25 protein-coding genes are annotated in these 22211 nt (G+C 53.6%); 8 read left to right on the plus strand and 17 right to left on the minus strand.

Features of this window, described 5'->3' with window-relative positions; all coding sequences use genetic code 11:
* Positions 1 to 2: 2 nt before the first annotated feature.
* Positions 3 to 1154 (minus strand): alpha-hydroxy-acid oxidizing protein, encoded by a 1152-nt coding sequence (locus HUN04_05095; GenBank protein WDP89135.1) that lies wholly within the window; start codon positions 1152 to 1154, stop codon positions 3 to 5.
* Between the two features lie 283 nt (positions 1155 to 1437).
* On the opposite strand from HUN04_05095, the gene HUN04_05100 reads away from it, so the two are divergent.
* The 4 genes from HUN04_05100 to HUN04_05115 are packed head-to-tail and all read left to right on the plus strand — an operon-like array spanning position 1438 to position 3931.
* Positions 1438 to 1704, plus strand: coding sequence for a glutaredoxin family protein (locus HUN04_05100; protein ID WDP89136.1), 267 nt, complete (start codon positions 1438 to 1440; stop codon positions 1702 to 1704).
* Positions 1694 to 2023 carry a ferredoxin:thioredoxin reductase gene (locus tag HUN04_05105; GenBank protein ID WDP89137.1) on the plus strand — a complete coding sequence of 110 codons (330 nt, stop codon included), beginning with the start codon at positions 1694 to 1696 and terminating at the stop codon, positions 2021 to 2023. The genes HUN04_05100 and HUN04_05105 overlap by 11 nt, the downstream gene beginning before the upstream one ends.
* A gap of 26 nt (positions 2024 to 2049) precedes the next feature.
* Positions 2050 to 3234 (plus strand): citrate (Si)-synthase, encoded by a 1185-nt coding sequence (locus HUN04_05110; protein WDP89138.1) that lies wholly within the window; start codon positions 2050 to 2052, stop codon positions 3232 to 3234.
* Positions 3235 to 3277: 43 nt separating this feature from the next.
* The gene (locus HUN04_05115; protein WDP89139.1) at positions 3278 to 3931 is read left to right on the plus strand and encodes a rubredoxin; all 654 of its coding nucleotides are present in this window, start codon (positions 3278 to 3280) and stop codon (positions 3929 to 3931) included.
* Between the two features lie 63 nt (positions 3932 to 3994).
* Here HUN04_05115 and xth read toward each other — a convergent pair whose 3' ends face one another.
* The 14 genes from xth to HUN04_05185 all read right to left on the minus strand — a co-directional run bounded on the left by xth (position 3995) and on the right by HUN04_05185 (position 17377).
* Positions 3995 to 4786 (minus strand): exodeoxyribonuclease III, encoded by a 792-nt coding sequence (gene xth, locus HUN04_05120; GenBank protein ID WDP89140.1) that lies wholly within the window; start codon positions 4784 to 4786, stop codon positions 3995 to 3997.
* A 213-nt stretch (positions 4787 to 4999) separates the two neighbouring features.
* Complete coding sequence (locus HUN04_05125; GenBank protein WDP89141.1) at positions 5000 to 5461, minus strand: ferritin family protein; 462 nt, start codon at positions 5459 to 5461, stop codon at positions 5000 to 5002.
* 165 nt (positions 5462 to 5626) lie between these two features.
* Complete coding sequence (locus HUN04_05130) at positions 5627 to 6568, minus strand: TIGR01777 family protein (GenBank protein WDP89142.1); 942 nt, start codon at positions 6566 to 6568, stop codon at positions 5627 to 5629.
* Positions 6569 to 6671: 103 nt separating this feature from the next.
* Positions 6672 to 7349: a phosphate signaling complex protein PhoU gene (phoU, locus tag HUN04_05135; GenBank protein WDP89143.1), complete on the minus strand. Its 678-nt coding sequence runs from the start codon at positions 7347 to 7349 to the stop codon at positions 6672 to 6674.
* A gap of 12 nt (positions 7350 to 7361) precedes the next feature.
* Positions 7362 to 8261 carry a phosphate ABC transporter ATP-binding protein gene (locus HUN04_05140; protein ID WDP89144.1) on the minus strand — a complete coding sequence of 300 codons (900 nt, stop codon included), beginning with the start codon at positions 8259 to 8261 and terminating at the stop codon, positions 7362 to 7364.
* An 87-nt stretch (positions 8262 to 8348) separates the two neighbouring features.
* The gene (locus tag HUN04_05145) at positions 8349 to 9410 is read right to left on the minus strand and encodes a PstS family phosphate ABC transporter substrate-binding protein (GenBank protein ID WDP89145.1); all 1062 of its coding nucleotides are present in this window, start codon (positions 9408 to 9410) and stop codon (positions 8349 to 8351) included.
* 61 nt (positions 9411 to 9471) lie between these two features.
* Positions 9472 to 10788, minus strand: coding sequence for a phosphate ABC transporter permease PstA (gene pstA / locus HUN04_05150; GenBank protein ID WDP89146.1), 1317 nt, complete (start codon positions 10786 to 10788; stop codon positions 9472 to 9474).
* A complete protein-coding gene (pstC, locus tag HUN04_05155) occupies positions 10781 to 12169 on the minus strand; it encodes a phosphate ABC transporter permease subunit PstC (protein ID WDP89147.1) in 1389 nt (462 codons plus the stop codon). The genes pstA and pstC overlap by 8 nt, the downstream gene beginning before the upstream one ends.
* A gap of 85 nt (positions 12170 to 12254) precedes the next feature.
* Positions 12255 to 14171, minus strand: a complete 1917-nt coding sequence (locus tag HUN04_05160; protein WDP89148.1) for a hypothetical protein — start codon at positions 14169 to 14171, stop codon at positions 12255 to 12257.
* Positions 14172 to 14357: 186 nt separating this feature from the next.
* Complete coding sequence (locus HUN04_05165; GenBank protein ID WDP89149.1) at positions 14358 to 14990, minus strand: ABC transporter substrate-binding protein; 633 nt, start codon at positions 14988 to 14990, stop codon at positions 14358 to 14360.
* A gap of 6 nt (positions 14991 to 14996) precedes the next feature.
* Positions 14997 to 15347 carry an STAS domain-containing protein gene (locus HUN04_05170; protein WDP89150.1) on the minus strand — a complete coding sequence of 117 codons (351 nt, stop codon included), beginning with the start codon at positions 15345 to 15347 and terminating at the stop codon, positions 14997 to 14999.
* Between the two features lie 4 nt (positions 15348 to 15351).
* On the minus strand, positions 15352 to 15789 hold the full coding sequence (gene mlaD, locus HUN04_05175) for an outer membrane lipid asymmetry maintenance protein MlaD (protein WDP89151.1): 438 nt from the start codon (positions 15787 to 15789) through the stop codon (positions 15352 to 15354).
* Between the two features lie 18 nt (positions 15790 to 15807).
* Positions 15808 to 16584, minus strand: a complete 777-nt coding sequence (locus tag HUN04_05180) for an ABC transporter permease (protein ID WDP89152.1) — start codon at positions 16582 to 16584, stop codon at positions 15808 to 15810.
* Entirely contained in the window at positions 16571 to 17377 is an 807-nt protein-coding gene (locus HUN04_05185; protein WDP89153.1) for an ABC transporter ATP-binding protein, read from the minus strand. Before HUN04_05185 ends, HUN04_05180 begins: the two co-directional genes overlap by 14 nt.
* 142 nt (positions 17378 to 17519) lie before the next feature.
* Here HUN04_05185 and HUN04_05190 point away from each other — a divergent pair, with 142 nt between their 5' ends.
* Entirely contained in the window at positions 17520 to 17933 is a 414-nt protein-coding gene (locus HUN04_05190) for an ATP-binding protein (GenBank protein ID WDP89154.1), read from the plus strand.
* A 4-nt stretch (positions 17934 to 17937) separates the two neighbouring features.
* Here the strand turns inward: HUN04_05190 and HUN04_05195 are convergent, their stop codons facing one another.
* Positions 17938 to 18489 carry a hypothetical protein gene (locus tag HUN04_05195; protein WDP89155.1) on the minus strand — a complete coding sequence of 184 codons (552 nt, stop codon included), beginning with the start codon at positions 18487 to 18489 and terminating at the stop codon, positions 17938 to 17940.
* Positions 18490 to 18698: 209 nt separating this feature from the next.
* A complete protein-coding gene (gene ybaK, locus HUN04_05200; GenBank protein ID WDP89156.1) occupies positions 18699 to 19172 on the minus strand; it encodes a Cys-tRNA(Pro) deacylase in 474 nt (157 codons plus the stop codon).
* A gap of 289 nt (positions 19173 to 19461) precedes the next feature.
* On the opposite strand from ybaK, the gene HUN04_05205 reads away from it, so the two are divergent.
* The 3 genes from HUN04_05205 (at position 19462) to HUN04_05215 (ending at position 22204) form a co-directional block, all read left to right on the plus strand.
* The gene (locus HUN04_05205) at positions 19462 to 20457 is read left to right on the plus strand and encodes an aldo/keto reductase (GenBank protein WDP89157.1); all 996 of its coding nucleotides are present in this window, start codon (positions 19462 to 19464) and stop codon (positions 20455 to 20457) included.
* A 182-nt stretch (positions 20458 to 20639) separates the two neighbouring features.
* Positions 20640 to 21341: a ribonuclease HI gene (gene rnhA / locus HUN04_05210; GenBank protein ID WDP89158.1), complete on the plus strand. Its 702-nt coding sequence runs from the start codon at positions 20640 to 20642 to the stop codon at positions 21339 to 21341.
* Positions 21342 to 21487: 146 nt separating this feature from the next.
* Positions 21488 to 22204 carry a PAS domain-containing protein gene (locus HUN04_05215; protein ID WDP89159.1) on the plus strand — a complete coding sequence of 239 codons (717 nt, stop codon included), beginning with the start codon at positions 21488 to 21490 and terminating at the stop codon, positions 22202 to 22204.
* The last annotated feature ends 7 nt before the right edge of the window (positions 22205 to 22211 follow it).

Genomic DNA, 22211 nt, shown 5'->3' on the forward strand with positions numbered 1-22211 from the left:
CCTTAGAATAGAATGGTTGAATTAATCTCTTCAATGGATTTAACACCGGTCATGAACATGGCCTTTTTCAGAATTTTGGCCACATGTTCAAGGTGAAGGCGGACCCCGTAGGCGCCGCCGCCCACTGCCGCCCGGATAATATCCCGGCCCAGGAGCACAGCATCCGCTCCCAGGGCAAGCATTTTAAGCACATCGTACCCCGTCCTCACCCCGCCGTCCACGGTCAGGGCCACCCGGTCTCCCACACGGGCCCGGATCAGTGGCAGGACCTCGGCGGTTCCCGGGGTGCTGTCCAGAACCCGCCCCCCGTGGTTGGAAACGCCAACGGCGGCCACTCCGGCTTCAGCGCACTTTTCCGCCTCATCCGGCCGCATCACCCCTTTGGCAATGAACGGCAGGGAAGAAAATCCCACCAGCTCCCGTAAATCCTTGACGCTCTTTCTGAATACCGGCTGTCCGTGGCGGGCCATGATGGTGGAGCCGGCGCCGTCCAGGTCAACGCCCACGGCCCGGCACCCCGAACCTTCCGCCCGTTCAATCAGCGCTTTAAGAACATCCTGGGACCGGGGTTTAAAAATAGCGATCCCCTGTCCATTGCAGGCGTCCATGGCATCAAGGCTGGGATTTTTCTGCGGGGTGTAAAACCAGGTATCGCCCCTCAAGGCAATGGTGCCGGCATCCCTGGCCCCCATGAGTACGGCTTTGCAAAAATCGGTTTCATCCAGGGCGTTGTTGTATTTTTCCGCCCCGGCCGTAGACGAAGGGAGAATGGGAAAATCCAGGTCCATACCCAGAAACCGGGTTCGGGTATCCGGTTGGAAGTGCGCTCCGACCACGGACATATTAAACCGGATATTGTCTAGGGCAAAGACATTATTCCTGAAGGAAAGCCCCTTTCCGGCCCCGCCCAGTCCGATGGGTTTGCCGTAGCTCTCACGCTGGCAAATCTTATCGCCGCTTCCGTCGCAGGACGGGTAAGCCGCACAGATCCCCTTCATCTTTTTCCTGGCCAGGTCCCGGACCTCTTCCAGGGTGCCCGGCAGCTCATCCTTTAAAAGGATCATGCGCTGGTCAGACCGGCAGTTGCTGCATACGGCAGGCTTTTCAGGTTCGTTATATTCACGATGGCACACAGAACAATACCAGGAACTCATGGACATATCTCCTTATTTATTAACGATAACGCCGGCGGTTCGGATCTTTGAATCTTGGAATGTTAACACCACCTTACCCTGATTCCAGCTCGAAACACAAGTATTAACCACATCCTTGCAATGCCCGCGCATTGCCATCAAAATAAATCGATACAGATTTTTGCAATAAACAGGCCAAGCCATTTTATGAGTTTTACCTTGCCAAAAAGGCACGAAATATGCAACAAAGTTGAACAGTATCTAATGATCAAGCCACATCAAAACCTGTCAAGGAGACAATTCCATGGACACGGAAAAACCCAAATTATACGCATTGAGTACCTGCAGTCATTGCAAATCAACCAAAAAACTATTCAGCCAGTGTAAGGTTGAATACGATTATGTGGAGGTGGACGATCTGGAAGGGGAGGAACGGAAAGCCATACTGGCGGACATTAAAGAATTGAATCCCCGCTGCTCTTTTCCCACCATTAAAATAAACGACACCGTTATTGTGGGGTACAAGGAAAAACAAATCAAGGAGGCACTGGGGATTAAAGATGAAGGTTGAACAGCTTTACGAGGCACTGAAAAAATCACAGGAAGCCAAAGGCATCTATTTTAACAAAGACAGGGACCTGGTCTTTGAACTGCTGGAGGCCCTGCTCCTGAACAAGGAAAGATACGGATACATGGCCTGCCCCTGCCGGCTGGCCTGCGGGGACAGGGATCACGACAAGGACATCATCTGCCCCTGTGATTACCGGGCACCGGACCTTGAAGAATTCGGCGCCTGCTTCTGCGGGCTGTATATTTCCACCGCCCTGCACAATAACGAAATCGAATCCGAGTATGTTCCTGAGCGGCGGCCGCCTGAAAAGATCTTTTAAGGGGTACACCAACAAAGGAGACGACCATGAATGAGAATGAATGCACACCTGTATTAAACACCGGCTTGAGGGGTGTGGATGTCGCAAGCTCAAAAATCTGCGATGTCCAGGGCAAGGAAGGCAAACTCATTTACAGGGGATACCTGATCCAGGACCTGGCGGAAAAGGCCAATTTTGAGGAAACCTGCTTTCTGCTGCTCTATGAGCGCCTCCCTTCAAAGGAGGAACTGGCCGATTTTACCCGAAGCCTGGCAGCCAAGCGAAATATTCCCGAGAATATTTTCACCCTCATGGCGTCACTGCCGGCGGATATGACCCCCATGGACGTCCTCCAGACCGTTACGCCCATGCTGCTGCAAAACGACCCCAATGCCGGAAAAGAAGGGATGGAGAACACACTGTACAGCGCGGAGAACCTCATCGCGGGCATGGCAACGGCAACGGCAGCCTGGGACCGGATCCGAAACAGAAAAGAACCGGTGGCCCCGGACCCGTCCCTCTCCCATGCCGCCAATTTTCTCTATATGCTCAATGGGGAAAAACCCGACGACGAGTCCGCCCATTTCTTTGATACAGGACTTGTGCTCCATGCCGAGCACTCTTTCAACGCCTCCACCTTTACGGCCCGCCAGGTGGCTTCTACCAAGGCCCATATTTATGCGGCCATCACTGCAGCCCTGGGTTCCTTGTCAGGGCCGCTGCACGGCGGGGCAAACGTCAGGGTGATGAAAATGCTCAAGGAAATCGGATCAGTGGATAATATAGACAATTATATCAACGGCGTTTTGGACTCCGGCGGCCTGATCATGGGTCTGGGCCATGCCGTGTACCAGACCGATGATCCCCGGGCCATTATCCTGGCCCCCATGAGCAGACGGATGGGCGAACTGGCCGGGGATACCAAATGGTACGAATTGTCAAAGGCCCTGGAAGTCAGGGGCAAGGCCGCTTTTAAGGAAAGAAAGCAGCGGGAGATCTTCTGCAATGTGGATTTTTATTCCGCCTCCCTCTTTTATTCCATGGGTATTGCCATGGACCTGTTTACCCCGCTCTTTGCCGTATCCCGGGTCAGCGGATGGACTGCCCACGTGATTGAGGAGCAGTTTGCCATGGCAGCCCCCAAGCCCTCCCTTTACCGGCCCGGCGCCGCATATGTGGGCGATTACTGCGGCCCGGATGAATGTTCATACACTGAGATTGATGACAGATAACTTGAAAATAACCTGCAAACAGAGAAATCAATAAGGACAAAACATGAAAAAATGGCAGTGTTCGGTATGTAAATACATCCATGAAGGGGATGAACCCCCTGAAAAATGCCCGGTCTGCGGCGTGCCGGCAAGTAAATTCGTCCTCCTGGAAGATCCGGAGGAGGCAAAAGCTGAAGAAAAGCCCCCGGAACCCAAGAAGGCGGCACCGGAACCCGGGCCGGAACAACCTGTCCCTGAACCGGAGAGCGAGCCGGAACCGGCCACCCTTTACGGGAAACTGACGGCCCTGATGGTCAAACACCATGCCCACCCCGTCACCGTCCACACCCCCAACGGGATTCTGCCGGCAGCCGTGATCCTCTTTATCCTGGCCTGGCTCTTTGACTCCACCCTGCTGGTCAAGGCGGGATTCATCAATCTCATCTTTGTGATCCTGGCCCTGCCCGTCGTCCTTTTTACAGGCATTCTGGAATGGCAGAAAAAGTACATGGGCGCCATGAGCAGCCTGTTTAAAACAAAAATACTGGCAGCCGCCGTCACGGCCACCTCCTGCGCCATATCCGTGATCTGGTACCTGGCTGACCCAAAGGTGCTGGAATCCCCCAAGGCCTGGGTCTTCATCCTCCTGAACCTGGTCATGCTGGCCGCCGCAGGCATTGCCGGCCATATCGGAGGGAAACTGGTATTTAAGGATTAATGCGCCACCAGGGGCATGAGAACATGGGGGCCGGAAGTTATGGCGTTCCGGCCCTTTGTTTTATCATATCTCGATCACCAGCCCCACGGGGCAATGGTCAGACCCGAAAATGTCATTGTCAATAAAGGCCTCTTTCACAACACCCTTTTCAATGAGATCCTCTGTCACGAAAAAATAATCAATGCGCCATCCTGCATTGTTTTTCCGGGCGTTGAACCGATAGGACCACCAGGAATACTTCACCGCTTCGGGATGAAAATGGCGGAAGGTATCCACATACCCCATGTCCACCATCCGGTCCAGCACATCCCGTTCAATGCGGAGGAATCCGGAGCGCTTGGAATTGGGTTTGGGATTCTTCAGGTCGATTTCATTGTGGGCCGTATTGAAATCCCCGGTGACGATCAGGCTCTTACCCTCATCCCGGAGACCCTGGGCGTAATCCAGAAACCAGTCGTAGAAATTCAGCTTGTACGCCAGCCGCTCCTCGCTCATCTGCCCGTTGGGGAAATAGATATTGAACAGGGTAAACCCGTCAAAATCCATCTGGATGACCCGCCCTTCCCCATCATATTCAGGAACGCCGAACTCGGTCTTTACCCCATTGGGTTTGGGCTTGCAATAGGCCGCCACCCCGGAGTACCCCTTTTTCACCGTTGAATAGGCCCAGAAATCCTCATAGGGAGAAAACCGGATCATTTCTTCGGTTCTCTGGTTTTCCTGGAGTTTGGTCTCCTGGAGCATGAGAATATCCGGGTCCATCCGTTCCACTGAATCAAAAAAATCCTTTTTCAGGACCGCCCTGAAGCCGTTGACATTCCATGATACCAGCCTGAGTCTCTTTTTATCTGCCATACCCACCTGCCTGTCAGTTTATCGCAAAAAAACTGCGGGGGAATTGATGGTGCATCAATTCCCCCGCAATCCGAACTTATTATTTTTATTCTTGAATGAAGGTTCGCCCGGATGCAAGGCGCAAGCAATTTTAAACCCGGAGCGTACCAACGTACGCGGGGAGTTTACAATTGTGGCCCAACAAAGCAGATGGGTGAACCTTCATTACAAAAATTAGCCGTCCTGGTCTGCCAGATAGTCGTCATACATGGATTCCAGGGCCAGCTTATGCTTGGATTCCTCCTGGACCAGGATTTCAAAAACCTTTTTGGCATCGGCATTGTCGGTCTGGCCCGCCAGTGAGCTGTAGAGCTTGACGGCCTTTTCTTCCCGTTTCATGGCCAGTTTGAGGATTTCGGGCATGGGCATGCCTTCTTCATACTCGGTCTCTACCATATAATCGCTGATCTTCAGATCGGTAACCGGTTTAAACTCATAGGACTCAATCTTTTCCTTGTTGCCGGAGATATCCGAAAGAAGCGCCACATGCTTTTCTTCTTCCTTTGAAAAATTCACAAAGGTCTCTTTCAAAGATTCCCGGGTGGCTTCTTTTGCCAGGGACGCATAAAAGGCAACCGCTTCTTTTTCTCTGTCAATGGCAAATTGCAGTATTTCATCTACGGATCCGAAATTCATATTCGTCTACCTCCTTTTAATGAGTTTTTATATTCTGACTGATATCTATAGTACTACCTGCTATACCATTTTTACCCTAAATATCAATATCCAATCGGGAATTTATCCTTATTCTCCTGTTATTATCAGCAATTTGTATACCAGATTAATGAGAATATAGACACCCTATTCATTCTCCGGTCCTTTTTTGGGGACGGATGGGCCACCGGCCTGGTAGATCCGGCCCAAGGCCTTTTCTGCCGCATGGTAACGAAATGAAAACCCGGCCGATTCAAGTGCGGTGGGAAGGACTTTCTGACTCTGGAGCAGGGAGGCGCCAAGTTCCCCCATCACCAGTTTGACCATAAAGGAAGGGGCGGGCATAAAGGCGGGCCGGTTCATGGCGCGCCCCAAAGCCCTGGCAAACTCCTTCTGCCGCAGCGGCTGCGGACCGGTAAAATTGAAGGTTCCGCCAGCCCCTTCGGCCATCAAAAAGGCCACGGCCCGGCCAAGATCCTCAATATGAATCCAGGGAAACCACTGCCGGCCTGATCCCAGGGGGCCGCCCACAAAGAATTTAAAGGCTTTGCCCATGACATTCAGGGCCCCTCCCCGGCCCAGAACAACGCCGAAGCGCATCAGGGCCACCTTTGCACCTTTTTTTTCTGCCCGGGCTGCCGCTGCCTCCCAATCCCTGCACACCCGTGCCAGAAAATCTTCTCCGCACGGTTCTGTCTCAGACACAAGTGTATCGCCCCTGTCTCCGTAAAACCCTGCGGCAGAGGCAGAAAGCAGGAGACCGGACCATTCTTCTCCCATGGCGGAAACCAAATTCCGGGTGGTCAGCACCCGGGAATCGTAGATGGCCTGTTTATAGGCCTTTGTCCAGGGGTGAAAAATGCTTCTGCCCGCAAGATTGATAATAATATCAGCGCCGGCAACCCCCTCCTGCCACGGTCCGGGCAGGGAGGTATCGGCACAAACCCATTTAAATTCGTCGTATTTTTGCTCAAAAGGATGGCGGGATGAGGTGCCCAGGCCTGTAACGTGATGGCCCTGTTCCAGGAGCGCCAGGGCCAGGTATCTGCCCACAAAACCCGAGGCGCCGGTGATCATAATTTTGTCCATGGAAAGTCTCCTCTAGTATCGGTGAAGGAATATATTCATATATAATCACGATATGGAATTCCACAAATAGGACTATAGGCAGGGAATGTTGAAAACGACCGGATTAAGATTCCAGGACACCGATATAGGTTTCCCCTGTTTCGATATAATAGATACCTTCGGATATATTGGTGATGTGGTCCCCAATGCGCTCCAGGCACCGGCCAATGAAAATCAGCTGGGTGCAGCTGTCAATCATACCGCTGTCCTTCTGCATCCGTTCCCTGAGACCGGTCATCAGCCGGGCAAATTTCCGGTCCACCACGTCGTCCCTGTGCCAGACCTCAATGGCATCATCAATATTCTGTTGGATAAACGCGGTCACGATATCGGCAATCATTTTCCGGCAGATCTTGCCGATTTCTCCGATTAATTGGACCGGGGCCTGGAGCCCCTTATTTTCTCCGTTCAGTTCGATCACCCGCCGGGCAATACCCGCAGCATAATCCCCGACCCGCTCCAGTTCGGAACCGGTGCGCATGGCTGTGATAATAAATCTCAAATCCCCGGCCAGGGGGGTCCGTTTGGCGATATATTTCACACCGTTTTCCTCAATCTCCCGGTACAGGATATTGAGATTCCGGTCCTCTTTCACCACCTCTTCGGCAAGACGGACATCTTTTGTTTCCAGGGCTTTTATCGCCTTTGACAACTGCCATTCACAACTGGTGCCCATGGCGGAAATCCATGAATTTAAGGATTCAATGTCTTCGTCAAAAGATTTAACAATATGCTTTTCCATGGGGTCTCCGTATTAACCGAACCGGCCGGTGATATAATCTTCGGTGAGCTGGTGAAGCGGATTTAAAAAGATCTGGTCCGTGGGGCCTATTTCAATGAGGTCGCCCAGATGAAAATACGCGGTGCGCTGGGATACCCGGGAGGCCTGCTGCATGGAATGCGTTACAATGGCAATGGTGTATTCCTGTTTAAGTTCATCAATAAGATCTTCGATAATGGCCGTGGCAATGGGATCCAGGGCGGAACAGGGTTCGTCCATCAGGATGACCTCAGGATTCACGGCAATGGTTCTGGCAATGCACAGCCGCTGCTGCTGCCCCCCGGAAAGGCCCGTACCGGGCTGGTCCAGACGGTCCTTGACCTCATTCCAAAGGCCGGCCCGTTTCAGGGATTTTTCCACCAGCTCGTCGGTTTCATCCCTATGCCGTACCAGGCCGTGGATTTTCGGGCCATAGGCAATATTGTCATAAATGGATTTGGGAAAGGGGTTGGGTTTCTGGAAGACCATGCCCACCTGGGCCCTCAGGGGCACCACATCCACGTCCTTGTCATAGATGTTTTTCCCGTCCATGGAAATTTCGCCCCTGACCTGGCAACCTTCAATGGTATCGTTCATCCGGTTCAGGCAGCGCAGAAATGTGGATTTCCCGCATCCCGAAGGCCCGATCATGGCAATGACCTCATTGCAGCCGATATCAAGGGAGATATTATTGATGGCTTTTTTCTCGCCGAAATTATAATACACATCCACATTCCGGCAGCTCATCCGTGGATTTTCAACCGCCATTTCCCCCACCGTCGAACGGTTTTCACGGTCTACCAGCTGGCGTTTGCCGGATCTATGGGGCTGAGGACTGACCCTTGTGTTATTTTCCTGTGTCATATCTGTATGGGTTTCTTTAACTGCTGTCATTTGCATTTTTCCCCCTTTTGACGCAACCTGTAAAACACATCTCAAGCCGGACCGGAAACGGTCCGGCTTGAGAGTGTCGGGTGAGGATTAGAGGTCAGCAAGCGTCAGCGGTTTCAGGTTTTTAACAGCTTCTTTGAAAAGCTTTCTTTCAGCGGCAGGCATGGGAATCAGTCCTTTGTCAGTCAGGTATCCTTCGTCACCCCAGGCTTTTTCGCTGGTGAACTCGGCCAGGTATTCTTTCATACCGGGGATGGTGTCCACGTGGGCTTTTTTCACGTAGAAGAACAGGGGACGGGAAACCGGGTAGGAACCGTCGGCAATGGCTTCAAAGGTGGGCTGTACGCCGTCGATGAAGGAGCCCTGGATTTTATCGGTATTCTGGTCGAGGAAAGAAAAGCCGAAGATGCCCAGTGCATTGGGGTTGGCTTCCAGTTTCTGCACGATGAGGTTATCATTTTCACCGGCTTCGATGTAGGCACCATCTTCACGGATGGTATGGCAGAGGGCTTTGTAGGCTTTTTTGTCTTTTTTCTTCAGGGCCTTGATCCAGTCGAATTTTTTGGCGCCGCCTTCCATGGCCAGTTCAACAAAGGCGTCACGGGTACCTGAGGTGGGCGGGGGGCCAAGCACTTCGATTTTGATGGCGGGCAAAGAAGGATTCACGTCTTTCCAGGTTTTATAGGGGTTGGGCTGAAGTTTGCCGGCCACGTTGCCTGCAGGCACATCTTTGGCCAGGGCCAGGAACAGGTCCTTTCTGGACAATTTCATGGAAACGGCTTTTTTGGAATTGGCCACAACGATGCCGTCATAGCCGATCTTCACTTCAACGATGTCTTTCACACCGTTTTTCATGGCCTTTTCAAGTTCGCTCTTTTTAATCCGTCTGGAGGAGTTGGTGATGTCGGGATGCTGAACGCCCACACCTGCACCGAAAAGCTTGTGCCCCCCGCCGGAACCGGTGGATTCGATTTTCGGGGTTTTAAAAGAGGTGGTTTTACCGAACTGCTCGGCAACAACCGTTGCAAAGGGGTATACCGTAGAAGAACCTACGATGGAGATGTAATCCCGGGAGGAACCGGCATTGGCGGTGGAAAGTCCCAGGGTCACAACGGCGGCCAGGGCGGTCAAGGTAACAAAAAATTTTTTCATTTCGCTTACTCCTGATAAGGTTAAAATTTACTGCATTTATCTAAGGTTAAAGGGTTAAAACTTACCATCTTCTTTCGAATTTTTTCCTCAGGAAAACAGCCAGGGCGTTCATGGTGACCAGAAAGGCAAGGAGCACCATGATGGCAGCGGACGTTTTCTCTAGAAAGGCTCTTTCAGGGCTGTCCGCCCATAAAAAGATCTGTACCGGAAGCACCGTGGACGGGTCGGTGAATCCCCCGGGGATATCCACAATAAAGGCCACCATGCCGATCATGAGCAGGGGCGCTGTTTCCCCCAGGGCCTGGGCCATGCCGATAATGGTGCCGGTGAGCATACCCGGCAGGGCCAGGGGCAGGACATGGTGGGTGACCATCTGGGTTTTGGAAGCGCCGACCCCCAAGGCCGCCTCCCGGATGGAGGGCGGAACAGACTTCAGTGCCGCCCGGCTGGCGATGATAATGGTGGGCAGGGTCATCAGGGTCAGGACCAGACCGCCCACCAGGGGAGCGGACCGGGGCAGACCGAAAAAGTTCAGGAACACGGCCAGGCCCAACAGTCCGAATACGATGGAGGGCACAGCGGCCAGATTGTTGATGTTCACCTCGATGACATCCGTCCATCTATTGGTGGGGGCAAACTCCTCAAGGTAGACGGCCGCAGCCACCCCGATGGGAAAGGAAAGGGCCAGGGTCACCAGCAGGGTATAGAATGACCCGCAGGCCGCGCCCCAGATGCCGGCAAGCTCCGGCTCCCTGGAATCCCCCGCCGTGAAAAAGGTGGTATTGAACTGTTTTTTTATCTGTCCCTTTTCAATGAGCAGGTCCACCCAGGAAAGCTGCATGTCATTCATCCGCCGTTCGCTTTCCGGCACATCCCGCTGGATATGCCCTTTCATGAGCATGTCCACATCGTCGTCCGCAGGCACCCAGATGCGGATGGTATTCCCGATTTCATGACGGTTTCTGGCCACAAAATCCTGGAGCATATAAGAGGCGCCGGTACTGACAAGATTATAGAGTTTCCGCTTGTCCCGCCGGTTTGTCACCTCCGGGAAAGTATTTTTCAGCGACCTGCGCACCATGCCCAGGTAATTGGCGGCGGCCAGATTTTCCTTGTCGATTTCCTGGGGATCCAGGAAGACATCCAGCTGCACCACCGTCCGCTGGAATGCCGAATATCCGTTGGCAAAGATACTGACAAAAAGGATGGAGAGAAACGCCAGGCTCATCACGATGGCAGCCAGACCGCAGCGGCGGAAGAGCCGCTCTTTTTTATACCGTTTGGCCAGCCCCTGGCTAACAATATCCATGGTCCGGATTTTACGGGGCCGGCGTGTATTTTCCGGTGCCGCGCCCTGGGCAGAGGATGAATTATTCATATTGCTCCCTGTATTTGCGGACCACCACCAGGGCGATCACGTTCAGGATCAAGGTAACGATGAACAGCATGAGCCCCAAGGCGAATGCCGCCAGGGTCTTTGGGCTGTCAAATTCCTGGTCCCCCACCAGCAGGGTGACGATCTGCACCGTCACCGTGGTGACGGTTTTCAAAGGATTCACCGTAAGGTTGGCCGAAAGGCCGGCGGCCATGACCACAATCATGGTCTCGCCGATGGCCCGGGATACGGCCAGAAGCACCCCGCCCACGATGCCGGGAAGGGCAGCGGGCAGGACCACCTTTGTAATGGTCTCCGATTGGGTGGATCCCAGACCGTAGGCACCGTCCCTCAGGGACTGGGGAACGGCATTGATCACATCGTCGGATAATGAAGAGACAAAGGGGATGATCATGATCCCCATGACCAGGCCGGCGGCCAGGGCACTCTCAGATGACACCTCCATTCCCAGGGACGCCCCGGCATTACGGATGGCCGGCGCCACAATCAGGGCTGCAAAAAAGCCATAAACCACCGTGGGAATGCCTGCCAGGATTTCAAGCAGGGGTTTGGCAATGTTCCGGAACTGTTTATTGGCATATTCCGACAGATAAATGGCTGACATGAGACCGATGGGCACGGCCACACACATGGCAATGGCTGACACCAGCATGGTGCCCAGAACAACCGGTATGGCACCGAAGGCCCCGGATGACCCCACCTGGTCCGAGCGGATGGCCATCTGCGGACTCCACTCCAGGCCGAACAAAAACTCGGTTAAGGGAATCACCTTGAAAAACCGGATGGCTTCGTACAATACGGAAAGCACAATGCCAATGGTGGTGAAAATCGCAATGGTTGAACAGGCAATGAGCAAAATCTTGATCACGGTTTCAACATGGTTCCTGGCCCTCAGTTGCGGCGTAATCCTGCTTCGCACCCAGAGTAAGGCGGCAATTGCCATGGCCGCCACCAGTACACTTAAGGCCGCATGACTTATGCTGCTAAGGCTGCTGTAATGGTCGGCCGCCGCCTGGATGGCCGGGCTGATTTCACCGCCGACGATATTTCCGCTTACCAGATTCCTGATATCATTGATCACCAGATTAAGCCGGTCCGCCGGCAGGGTCCTGATTTCCTCGGGCAGCCCTGCAACCATCATGTCCGTAAGCACAGAAGACTCAAAGGCCAGCCAGAAAGAAAAGACCAAAAGCGCCGGCACCGCACACCACAGGGCCGTAAGCGATCCGTAATAGGCCGGCCTTGAGTGCAGCGCCTTGGGCCCGCCCGATGGCGCGGACACGGCAAATGCCCGTTTCCGGCCCAGATAGTACCCGCAGGCGGTGAGCATGAGCAGGGTTAAAAGCAGATTTGTAGGAGACATTCTATTTCCCTAAAAGTATTAAAGGCGTCAAATTTACGTTGTCTGGAAAATACGCCTCTTTTATTAGATTTAATTTAATCTAATATTAGGTAATTGTTAGATTTGTATTTTCGCTAATCTGTTCCAATTTATCCTGAACCCCTGTTAAAAGGGCCTTCAGGGAGGATTCCATCTCCTTTGAATGGTTCCTGACACGCTCCGATAAATTCCGGGTCTCCCCTGCCGCTGTTTTCACGTTTGAGACCACCGTGGAAAGGTCGCTGACGTCCTGGCTGGTGGCATCGGCATTCAAGGCAATACGATCGGATAACCCCTGCTGATTCCGGATGGATTTTCCTATGCGTCCCCCCGATTCCGACAGGTTCTGCATCAGTGCCTCCATCCCCTGGGTGGATTCAGCCATCTGCAGGCAGGCACCCTGGATGGCCGAAATTTTGGCGGCAATCTCCTGGTTGGCCGCTTCGGTCTGCAGGGAAAGATCCCGGACCTCATTGGCGACCACGGCAAACCCCTTCCCCGCCGTTCCGGCCCGGCTGGCCTCAATCCTGGCATTCAGGGCAAGCAGCTTGGTCTGACCGGCGATGTGGCTTACAATTTTTGTAATCTCTTCAATTTCCTGTGAGGCCGCGTTCAGTTTTTCGATATTTTCCAGGGACCGGCCTGTGGTCTTATTCATATCCGAAACCACGCCCCCCTGTCTTTTCACCTGGTCGCCGATATCCTGGACCCCCTCCTTGAGGCTGGCGGCGGCCCGGGTGACCCCGTCGGTGTTTTCACCGGTCCGGCCGATGGCCGTGGCTGCGGTATCGCTCTGGTCACGCGTCTCTCCGGCAAGCTCGTTCAACTCAAAGCTGGCCGCCCTCATGGCCTGGGATTTTATGATCAAATCCTCAATCAGTCCGGTGGTGGTCCGGATCAGTTCCTGAACCAGTTCCCGTTCCTGCTGTTTTCTCAGGTCTGCTGCCCTCAGATTTTGCAGGGCCTGCTGAAAGGCCCCCAAGGTGCCTGCCAGGGCGCCTATTTTATCCCTGCGCCTCTGATAGGGAATTTTTATGGATTCGCCGGAATTGATAAGTGAAACCGTACGCGTCAAACGTTTTAACGGCCGCTCCACATTCAGGAATGTCATCACATAGAGCACCAGAAGATTCAGTGCAATAGTACCGCCTGCAATGAACAGCATATTCTTATTCCTCACCGCCCGGGTATCGGCCAGCGCCTTTTCCTCGGCGCTGATCCGGTCCACATGGTAAAGGATCTCCGTACGATCCTTTTCTGCGGCAATGCCCTCGTCGGCAAGCAGCGCGCCCAGTTCGGCAATCTTCTGCTTTAACGCAGCTTCTCCCCCGGCTCCGGATTCATTTTCACGGATGATCGCTGTTATCTTCTCTTTGTCCCCCAGGGGATCGGTAGTTGCCAGGTGGATCATACGGACAGCATCGGTAAAGGTATCATCCTCAATAATGCCCCGGGCAAGGACAAGGCCCCCGTTTCCGCCCAGGACAACAAACCGCCCCTTTGACAGGTCCCTGCGCTGTTTCCGTTTAAAAAAAGAGCCGTAGGCCGCCCTGCCCGTGAGCACTTCCTCGCGTGCCACCGTAAACCCGGACCGGATGGCATTCTCAATTTTTCCGGCCGGTTTCACATCCAGGAATTCAGGTATTTTAAGGTATTTTTCCAGAAGTACGGAGATGCGGGACCTCAGATCGGCATTCATCTCTCCATGGAGGGCCAAGAGCTGATCCGTCTGCCGGGCCATTTCCCCGGAGGCAGTGAAGCCGGAAAAAACCAATACCCCCATACAGAGGTTGGACACCAGACCGACACCTAGAATAAGTTTCATCCCCACGGTCAGCCACGTCGCGGGCACCTTGTTTTCAAGCGGCCTTTCAACTGGCGGGACATGCCGGGCGCTGCTCACCGGGCGGTCTGTACTGCCTGATTTTCTCCGGGGAGGAAAGGCCGGTCCTTTGGTTCTCCCGGAAAAATAATTCAATTTCATTCATCAGATCCTAACTTAGTTGTTTTACTAGGTTCCCCAAAAAGAGGGGCAAGATTAACAACCCATTATTAGGCTTTGATTAGAGAAATATGAGCAAACCGCCTAAAACCCACAACGCCCTGGCGGTCTTTTTTTGACCGCCAGGGCGTTGTGAATTTCAGATGTTTATTTGGGTGGGAAGGGTGGCTATTCTTTTTTTTCTTTCAATTGTTCTATCAGTTCCCCAAAGGATTTTTTCTCAAGAATCTGTCCGAACTGTGACCTGTAATTATTCACCATGCTCACCCCTTCGATGACCATGTCATACACCCGCCACGGACCGGCGCCAGCCCTGTACATCATATAATTGATGGGGATTTCAGCGGTCTGTGTGATGATTTTGGTATTAATTTTTGCGTATTCCTTGGATTTTTTCTTTTTGATCCGTTCCGTCAGGTACACCACCTTTTCATCGGTGTAGGATTCAATCTTTGACATATATGAATCCTCAAGCAGGGTGCTGAACAGCCGGGTAAACTCATCCTTTTCCTCATCGCTTCTGCCCCGCCAGTGCCTGGCCAGACTCAGCTGGGACATGCGCCGGTAGTCGAACCGCTCCCCGGCTATACGGCGAAGTTTTGCACGGCGGATCTCCTTTTGTTCCTGGGCCTTGAGTGCCTGGTCCCTTAGCACGTCAAGGATTTGGTCAATACTGGCCTTAAGCTGGTCCGTTGCCGATTCAGTGCCGGCCGTGCAGGGGGAAAGGGCCGCCAGCACCAGGCCGGCGGCCAGCAAGGCCATCATTATTCTTTTGTAAATCATCCTATTGTGCCGTATCATCCGTCATCATCCTTTTTCCAGAAGGCCGGCCAGTGCCGCATCCGGGTCGGGTTCAATGGAAAAGACATTATCCAGCTTGGTCAGGCTGAGGGCGTTGAAAACCGTCTTTCCCAAGCCGCTTAAAATAAACTGCCGGTCTTGCTGTCTGCTCCACTGCAGCCCTTCCACCAGGGTGGCGATCCCGGAACTGTCCATAAAAGAAACGCCGGAAAGATCCACCACAATACCGACGGTGGCGGCGTTAAAGCAGGGCAAAAGTGCATCCCGAAGATTCGGTGAGGTAAACATGTCCACCTCCCCTTCCACCCGGATCAGGGCGGCATTGCCGTTGATTTTCTTTTTAATACTGAATTCCATGGGCTTACTTCTCAAATATATACTTGCTGATCAGCTCTTCCAGGCTGATGGCCGATTCCGTATCCATCAACTCCCCCTTGTCTTCGAGAAAGTCTTCTGAACCGCCCGGGGAAAGCTTGACGAACTTGTCGCCGATCACCCCCTTGGTCCGGATGGAGGCAATGGTATCGTCGGTGATTTCAGTTCCCTTTTTGATTTCCATTTTCACCATGGCGTTGTTTTCCTCCAGGGTGATGGCGGCCACCTTGCCCACGGGCACCCCTGCGATTTCCACCGATGCCCCCGGCTCAAGCCCCTCCACGGATCCGAATACCGCCGTAATGGTATAATTGCCGGAACCGAAGAATTCAACAGATCCCAGGTTCACCGACAGGTAGACCAGGCAGGCCATGCCCATGATCATGAAAAGGCCCACTGAAATTTCCGTTGTTTTTGAATACATGGTTTTCTAATTTAAATCCTATAGCAGTAAAGATGTCAATATATAATCCATGATAAGAATGGTCAGGGAACAAATGACCACAGCCCGGGTGGTGGCCCGGCTCACCCCTTCTGTATCCGCCCTTGCCGTATATCCCATAAAGGAAGAAATCCAGGCGATGAGCAGGCCGAAGCACAGGGATTTCACCACCCCTCCCCAGATATCCGTAAACGTGACAGACGCCGCCATCTTGCCGAAATAGGCCCCCTCGTTCACGCCCAGCAGCTTCACCCCCACAAGATACCCGCCGAAGATCCCCACCACATCGAAAAAGCCGGTGAGCAGCGGCAGCGACAAAATACCGGCCACCACCTTGGGGCTGACCACATACTTGAGGGGGTCCACGGCCATCATCTCCAGGGCCGGGAACTGGTCCGTGATTTTCATGATGCCGATCTCGGCGGTGATGGCCGAACCGGCCCGGCCCGTCACCATGAGGGCGCAAAGCACCGGCCCCAGCTCCCGGATTATGGACAGGGCAACCGCCGACCCCAGCAGGGCCTCGGCCCCGAACTGGACCAGGGTATGGTGGCCCTGCAGCCCGAGGACCATGCCGGTGAACAGGCCGGTGACAAATATAATAAGGATGGATTTTGACCCGATGAATTCCATTTCCTTGACCAGCCGGAACAACCGGAACGGGGGAAGAAAAAACCGCAACATGGCCAGGAATAGAAAAATCCCGCCCCGCCCCAGTATCCGCACCCGGTCCAAAGTGGCCCGCCCCAATGCAGCGGCAAAATCAAGGCCTGGCATAGGTCCCTCCTTCCATAAGGATATCCTCCAGATAATCCTTATGGGTCCGGGTGAAGGGGATGGGCCCCTCCGGATTTCCCGTTACGAACTGCACCACCCGGGGATCTTTGCTGTTGCGTATTTCATCCACACTGCCTTCGGCAATGATTTCCCCGTAATAAAGGATGATAATATGGTCGGCGATCCTGAAACAGGATTCAATATCGTGGGAGACCACCACCGAGGTGATGCTCAGCTTTTGATTCAAATCCCGGATCAGCTTATCGATGACCCCGGTTGAAATGGGATCCAGGCCCGAGGTGGGCTCGTCGTAAAAAATTATCTTGGGATCCATGACAATGGCCCGGGCCAGCCCCACCCGTTTCATCATCCCACCGGAGAGCTGGGAGGGCATCATTTTCTCTGTCCCCCGCAACCCCACCATCTCCAGTTTCATGGTGACCAGGGTTTTGATGACATTCTCTGCAATCCGGGTGTTCTCACGCAGGGGGAATGCAATGTTTTCGTAGATATTCATATAGTTGAACAGGGCGGACCCCTGGAAGAGCATTCCCATTTTTTTGCGTTCTTCAAAAAGCTGTGACCGGGTTGCCGCTGCCAGGTCAAGGCCGTCGAAGAGGACCTGGCCGGCATCGGGCCGTTCCAGTCCCGTCACCTGGCGCAGCAGGGTGCTTTTCCCGGATCCGGAACCGCCCAGGATCACGGTCACTTTATTCTTTTGAAACCGACAGTTGATGTGGTTTGACGCAGTCACATCACCGTATTTTTTTTCGAGGTCTTTTACAATGATCATGGATATAACGCCCCAATCAGGTTGACCATCATTGATACCCCATGGCCTTGAGCCCTGTCAACGATAATCAGAGATTGACAAAGGGGCCGGGGATCTAATATGAAAATAATAATAAATATAAAAATTCCAAAGGCAGGCAAACGTGGCAGATCCCACAATCGAATTGGCCGTTCCATCCCATCCCAAATTCCTGAAGCTGGTGCGGGACGTAATGAGGAATGCGGCAAAGTCCCTGGGGATTACAGGCGACCGGGCCGACGGAATCATCCTGGCCGTTGACGAGGCCTGCTCAAATATCATCCGCCACAGCTATATGGGACGCGTTGACAAAACCATAGAGTTTTCCATTACATTGGGGAAAGCGGCTCTGACCATCGCCATCTCGGACAGCGGGAAAAAATGGAATCCTCCGGCCAAAGACCTTAATAAGGAAAGCCTAAACAAACTAAAACCCGGCGGATTAGGTTTGCTCATCATCCGCCGGGTCATGGACCGGATAGATTTCAGCCGCGCAAACAGCGGCAAGAATATCATCCGTATGGTTAAATATCTGTAAGGCGTTATTTATTTTCCAGGATGGACTGAATTACCTCAAAAGGGAAAGGGTCAGACAGGTTGCCCGCCCCCGTAGCCGGGAGGGGATCCTGGGGCTTGTGCCCGGAGCCTGTAAAGCCGACAACCCGGCCGTCACCGAACTCAATGCGGTAGTTGGGCCGGATGCCCTTTCCCGTTGTACCGAAAAAGACCTTGGCCTCCTTGTCGCCGGCCATATTGTCCGTGAGTTTCACCAGAAAGGCCTCGGCAAGCTGCCCCACCCGGTTCTCGTCCCATTGGATATTCTGTTTACCGCCGGAAGACCGCTGACGGGTGGCTTTTTTCTCTTTGAGTTTGGAAATCCTGCCGGCCAGTATATTCAGTTTCATGCCCAGATTTTTTACCGAACGCTCCTGAATCTCCCCCTCGGCCTGGGGCCTAAGATTCTCCAGCTCTGAGTTGACCTCCTCAAAACTGGTCTTGGATTCCTCCACCGCTTTCTTTTCAATGAGTAGATCAATATGTTCGCACATCCGGTTGATGGCCTGTCTGGATTCGCGGAATTTGTTGGGTTCCATTATTCCTCCTTCTGCTTATCGGTCACGCACACCTTTAAACCACCAGGCAGAAGAATGGGAAGGCCGGATCTAAAGAAACAAGCATCTGGGCAGTCGGCAATGATCTCCCGTGATTTAATTGCTGCAGTTAAACATCCTTAATCATTCAAAGAATCCTACACTGCCTGAACCTTTATTTCAAGGCCAAGAAAAAAATGGAGCCCGGGCCGTCAATCGGCACGGGCGATGGGGGCAAATTCTGCCCGGGCCAGCCGGGCCAGGTCCCCGGGAGACAGACATATCTGTAGTCCCCGCCTTCCGGCGCTGACATAGACCTGGGCCAGATCCCGGGCTGAATAGTCGATAAGGGTGGGCAAGGCCTTTTTCTGCCCCATGGGACTCACCCCGCCGGTGAGGTAGCCGGTGGTCTTTTCCACCACCTTTTTATCGGCCATGGCCGTTTTTTTCACCCCCAGGGCCTTGGCAAAGGCTTTGAGGTCCAGATGGCAGGCCACCGGTACGACGGCCACGGCAAGATCCCGTCCCCCCAGGGAAACCACAAGGGTTTTAAACAGGTGGTCCGGCGCCACGCCCAGTTTCTGGGCCGCTTCCATGCCGTAGGACCGGACGGCGGGATCATGATCGTATTCATGGAGACTAAACTTGATTTTGGCCTTTTTGGCTGTTGCAACTGCAGGTGTCATGCACTCCTTATAACACTGCCGGCGCCGGCAGGCAACAGGCCTGGCCATTCAAGGGGCAGGTATTTCCAAACAGGAGGCCTTTGAAAAAAGGATGAGGAAAATGACTTGCCAAAATTCCCGGAGTCAGTTTATTCTCCATTAAACTAATTCTCACTTACAGCCCAACCTGTCTATTTGCTGCGCATTAAAAATCTGCGGTTCGCCCTTAAAAACGGAAGGATCAACAGGCAACCGAGTCAATTCCTGATACTGAATAAGGGGCTGGAAAACATAGGAAAAAGGAGGGGGTATGTTATCACGGAATATCGGCCAGTCAGGACTGTCAGTATCGGCAATCGGGCTTGGATGTATGGGGCTTTCCGAATTTTACGGGGAACCCACACAAGAGTCGGAGGCCATTCATCTGCTCCACCGGGCCGTCGATCTGGGTATCACCCATTTTGATACGGCGGAACTCTACGGCCAGGGGCAGAATGAGCAGTTGCTGGGCAGGGCTTTTGCCGGACGTTGGGACCAAATTGTTATTGCCACCAAGTTTGGCCCCCAGCGGGACCCGGCCACGGGCGCCTTTGTGGGGGTGGACGGCTCTCCGGCCAATGTCCGGCACTCCTGCGAGAAGAGCCTGAAGCGTCTGGGGGCCGAAAGGATTGACCTGTATTATCTCCACCGTATTGATCCGGCGACGCAGATCGAGGAAACTGTGGGAGAGATGGCCAAGCTGGTCCAGGAAGGCAAGATAGGGGCCGTTGGCCTGTCAGAGGCTTCAGCCAGGACCATTGAACGGGCACATGCTGTTCATCCCATTGCCGCCCTTCAGACCGAGTACTCTATATTCAGCCGTGATATTGAAAAGGAAATACTCCCCGCATGCGTGAAACTCGGCGTCAGCCTGGTGGCCTACTCCCCCCTGGGCAGGGGAATGCTGACCGGCCGATACACCTCAACCAGCGACCGCCCCACCAGCGAGACTGATTTCAGGACACAGATGCAGCCAAGGTTCCAGCCGGGGAATATCGAGTCCAACCTCAAACTGGTGGAGGCCATCAAGGAGATTGCCGCCCAAACGGGATGCGTGGCAGCCCAGGTTGCTTTGGCCTGGGTGCTGGGCCAGGGCGATCATATTCTAGCCATTCCGGGCACGACCAAGCCAGCCCACCTACAAACCAACCTGGGGTCACTCGACTGCCGCCTCACAGCGGAGAACCGGGCCCGGCTCAATGAACTGGCAGATCAGGTGCTCGGGGATCGGTACCTGCCTGGGGAAATGGCGGCTGTCAACCAATAGTCCCTGCGGCCCCCATGCCCTGCCTGGGGGCCGCAGTATTCCACCGAACCGGGTCCCCCCTGCCCGGGGACGGGGCAGGGGTATTTGCATTCTTCCTGCTGCCTTGATGGCCACATGTGTTGGCCCCGGACAATTCAATTTATGGCGTTTACAGAAGGCCGGTTTCAACGTATATTTCCCCCATGAAATTTTATGCTGTTGCCAAAGGAAGACAAACCGGAATATTCACCACCTGGGCCGAAGCCGAGCGCCAGGTAAAGGGCTTTGCAGGCGCAAGGTTCAAAAGTTTTAAAACCGAAAAAGAGGCCCTGGCCTTTCTGGACAACCCCGTTTACGGCGGGGGCAGGAAAGCCGGGCAGCCCCAAAAGCCGGCCAAACCGAAAGCGCCGGCCGCCCCGGAAACCTATTCCGATGACACCATTGTGGTCTACACCGACGGCGGCGCCATCGGCAACCCCGGCCCGGGGGGCTACGGTGTGGTGTTTAAAGACGGGAAAGAATTATGCGGCGGATTCAACAGAACCACCAACAACCGCATGGAACTCTTGGCCGTCATCAAAGCCCTGGAGGCCCTGGAAGGGACCATTGCCCCCATTGTACTCCATTCCGATTCCAGATATGTCATAAACGGCATCACCAAAGGCTGGGCCAGGGGATGGAAAAAACGGGGATGGAAAAAATCCAACGGAGAACCGGCGCTGAACCCGGATCTCTGGGCCAGGCTCCTGGATCTTCTGCCCGGACTGGATATCAAATTCAAATGGGTGAAGGGCCATGCAGGCAACCCCCTGAATGAAGCCTGCGACCACCTGGCCAATTCCACGGCCCGGAAATCCGGCCTGCCAGACGATACAGAATACCTCAAAGCGACCTCACGGGGGTAGCCCATGAAAAGAACCGTCTGTGAACGGACCCGGGGCGCCCCATCAACCGCCCCCCGGATATATTAAAGACGGATTGCAAATCAGGCCCGGAACTGGTACATCTCTTAACACGCGTTCAATCCATCGGATTTATTTAACATACTCATATGGATATGGTTTCCGACATAAACACAATACAAGGCCTGCTCAAGGTCATAGACACCCTGCCCGTGGCCGTTTCCGTCATTAACGGAAACCGGAGAGTCGTACTGGCCAACAGGGCCATCGCCCGGTTAACCAACAAAAAAAATGAAGAACTGCTGGGGAAGGTGGGAGGAGAGGCCCTGGGCTGTATCCACAAAGATGATTCTCCCCTGGGCTGCGGTTTCGGCCCCGATTGCGTCAAGTGCCGGCTGAGGCAATCCCTAGAAACCACACTGGAAACAAAAGAACCCCTGAGCATGGTGGAAACAACCATGGCATTTAAGGGCGGCAACGAATGCCACCTGAGGATTTCCACCCTGCCCCTGGTATTGAACCAGGAAGATGTCGTCCTTCTTTCCATTGAAGATATCACCGATATCAAGGCCCATGAGCAGACCCGGATGGAGAAAGAAAAAATGGCGGCGGCCGTTCAAACCGCCGGCGCCGTCTGCCACGAAATAAACCAGCCGCTGATGGTCATCATGGGCATGGCTGAAATCCTATTGGAAGATATCCCGAGTGACGATCCCCGGCATGCCCAGTTGACTGAAATCAAAATCCAGGCGGACCGTTTGGGGGACATTACCAAACAGCTGATGACCCTGACCGAATACCGGACCAAGCCCTATCTGAAAAAACAGATTTTAGATATAAAGGAGTCTTCGGACGGGAGCGTTTAACCCGTCC

The sequence above is a fragment of the Desulfobacter sp. genome (genome assembly GCA_028768525.1).
In the GTDB taxonomy this organism is placed as follows: Bacteria; Desulfobacterota; Desulfobacteria; order Desulfobacterales; family Desulfobacteraceae; genus Desulfobacter.

Excerpts from the sequence above, each read along its gene's own strand:
- HUN04_05095 (WDP89135.1), bottom strand. The coding sequence starts at position 1,154 with ATGAGTTCCTGGTATTGTTCTGTGTGCCATCGTGAATATAACGAACCT.
- HUN04_05100 (WDP89136.1), top strand. The coding sequence starts at position 1,438 with ATGGACACGGAAAAACCCAAATTATACGCATTGAGTACCTGCAGTCAT.
- HUN04_05105 (WDP89137.1), top strand. The coding sequence starts at position 1,694 with ATGAAGGTTGAACAGCTTTACGAGGCACTGAAAAAATCACAGGAAGCC.
- HUN04_05110 (WDP89138.1), top strand. The coding sequence starts at position 2,050 with ATGAATGAGAATGAATGCACACCTGTATTAAACACCGGCTTGAGGGGT.
- HUN04_05115 (WDP89139.1), top strand. The coding sequence starts at position 3,278 with ATGAAAAAATGGCAGTGTTCGGTATGTAAATACATCCATGAAGGGGAT.
- xth (WDP89140.1), bottom strand. The coding sequence starts at position 4,786 with ATGGCAGATAAAAAGAGACTCAGGCTGGTATCATGGAATGTCAACGGC.
- HUN04_05125 (WDP89141.1), bottom strand. The coding sequence starts at position 5,461 with ATGAATTTCGGATCCGTAGATGAAATACTGCAATTTGCCATTGACAGA.
- HUN04_05130 (WDP89142.1), bottom strand. The coding sequence starts at position 6,568 with ATGGACAAAATTATGATCACCGGCGCCTCGGGTTTTGTGGGCAGATAC.
- phoU (WDP89143.1), bottom strand. The coding sequence starts at position 7,349 with ATGGAAAAGCATATTGTTAAATCTTTTGACGAAGACATTGAATCCTTA.
- HUN04_05140 (WDP89144.1), bottom strand. The coding sequence starts at position 8,261 with ATGACAGCAGTTAAAGAAACCCATACAGATATGACACAGGAAAATAAC.
- HUN04_05145 (WDP89145.1), bottom strand. The coding sequence starts at position 9,410 with ATGAAAAAATTTTTTGTTACCTTGACCGCCCTGGCCGCCGTTGTGACC.
- pstA (WDP89146.1), bottom strand. The coding sequence starts at position 10,788 with ATGAATAATTCATCCTCTGCCCAGGGCGCGGCACCGGAAAATACACGC.
- pstC (WDP89147.1), bottom strand. The coding sequence starts at position 12,169 with ATGTCTCCTACAAATCTGCTTTTAACCCTGCTCATGCTCACCGCCTGC.
- HUN04_05160 (WDP89148.1), bottom strand. The coding sequence starts at position 14,171 with ATGAAATTGAATTATTTTTCCGGGAGAACCAAAGGACCGGCCTTTCCT.
- HUN04_05165 (WDP89149.1), bottom strand. The coding sequence starts at position 14,990 with ATGATACGGCACAATAGGATGATTTACAAAAGAATAATGATGGCCTTG.
- HUN04_05170 (WDP89150.1), bottom strand. The coding sequence starts at position 15,347 with ATGGAATTCAGTATTAAAAAGAAAATCAACGGCAATGCCGCCCTGATC.
- mlaD (WDP89151.1), bottom strand. The coding sequence starts at position 15,789 with ATGTATTCAAAAACAACGGAAATTTCAGTGGGCCTTTTCATGATCATG.
- HUN04_05180 (WDP89152.1), bottom strand. The coding sequence starts at position 16,584 with ATGCCAGGCCTTGATTTTGCCGCTGCATTGGGGCGGGCCACTTTGGAC.
- HUN04_05185 (WDP89153.1), bottom strand. The coding sequence starts at position 17,377 with ATGATCATTGTAAAAGACCTCGAAAAAAAATACGGTGATGTGACTGCG.
- HUN04_05195 (WDP89155.1), bottom strand. The coding sequence starts at position 18,489 with ATGGAACCCAACAAATTCCGCGAATCCAGACAGGCCATCAACCGGATG.
- ybaK (WDP89156.1), bottom strand. The coding sequence starts at position 19,172 with ATGACACCTGCAGTTGCAACAGCCAAAAAGGCCAAAATCAAGTTTAGT.
- HUN04_05205 (WDP89157.1), top strand. The coding sequence starts at position 19,462 with ATGTTATCACGGAATATCGGCCAGTCAGGACTGTCAGTATCGGCAATC.
- rnhA (WDP89158.1), top strand. The coding sequence starts at position 20,640 with ATGAAATTTTATGCTGTTGCCAAAGGAAGACAAACCGGAATATTCACC.
- HUN04_05215 (WDP89159.1), top strand. The coding sequence starts at position 21,488 with ATGGATATGGTTTCCGACATAAACACAATACAAGGCCTGCTCAAGGTC.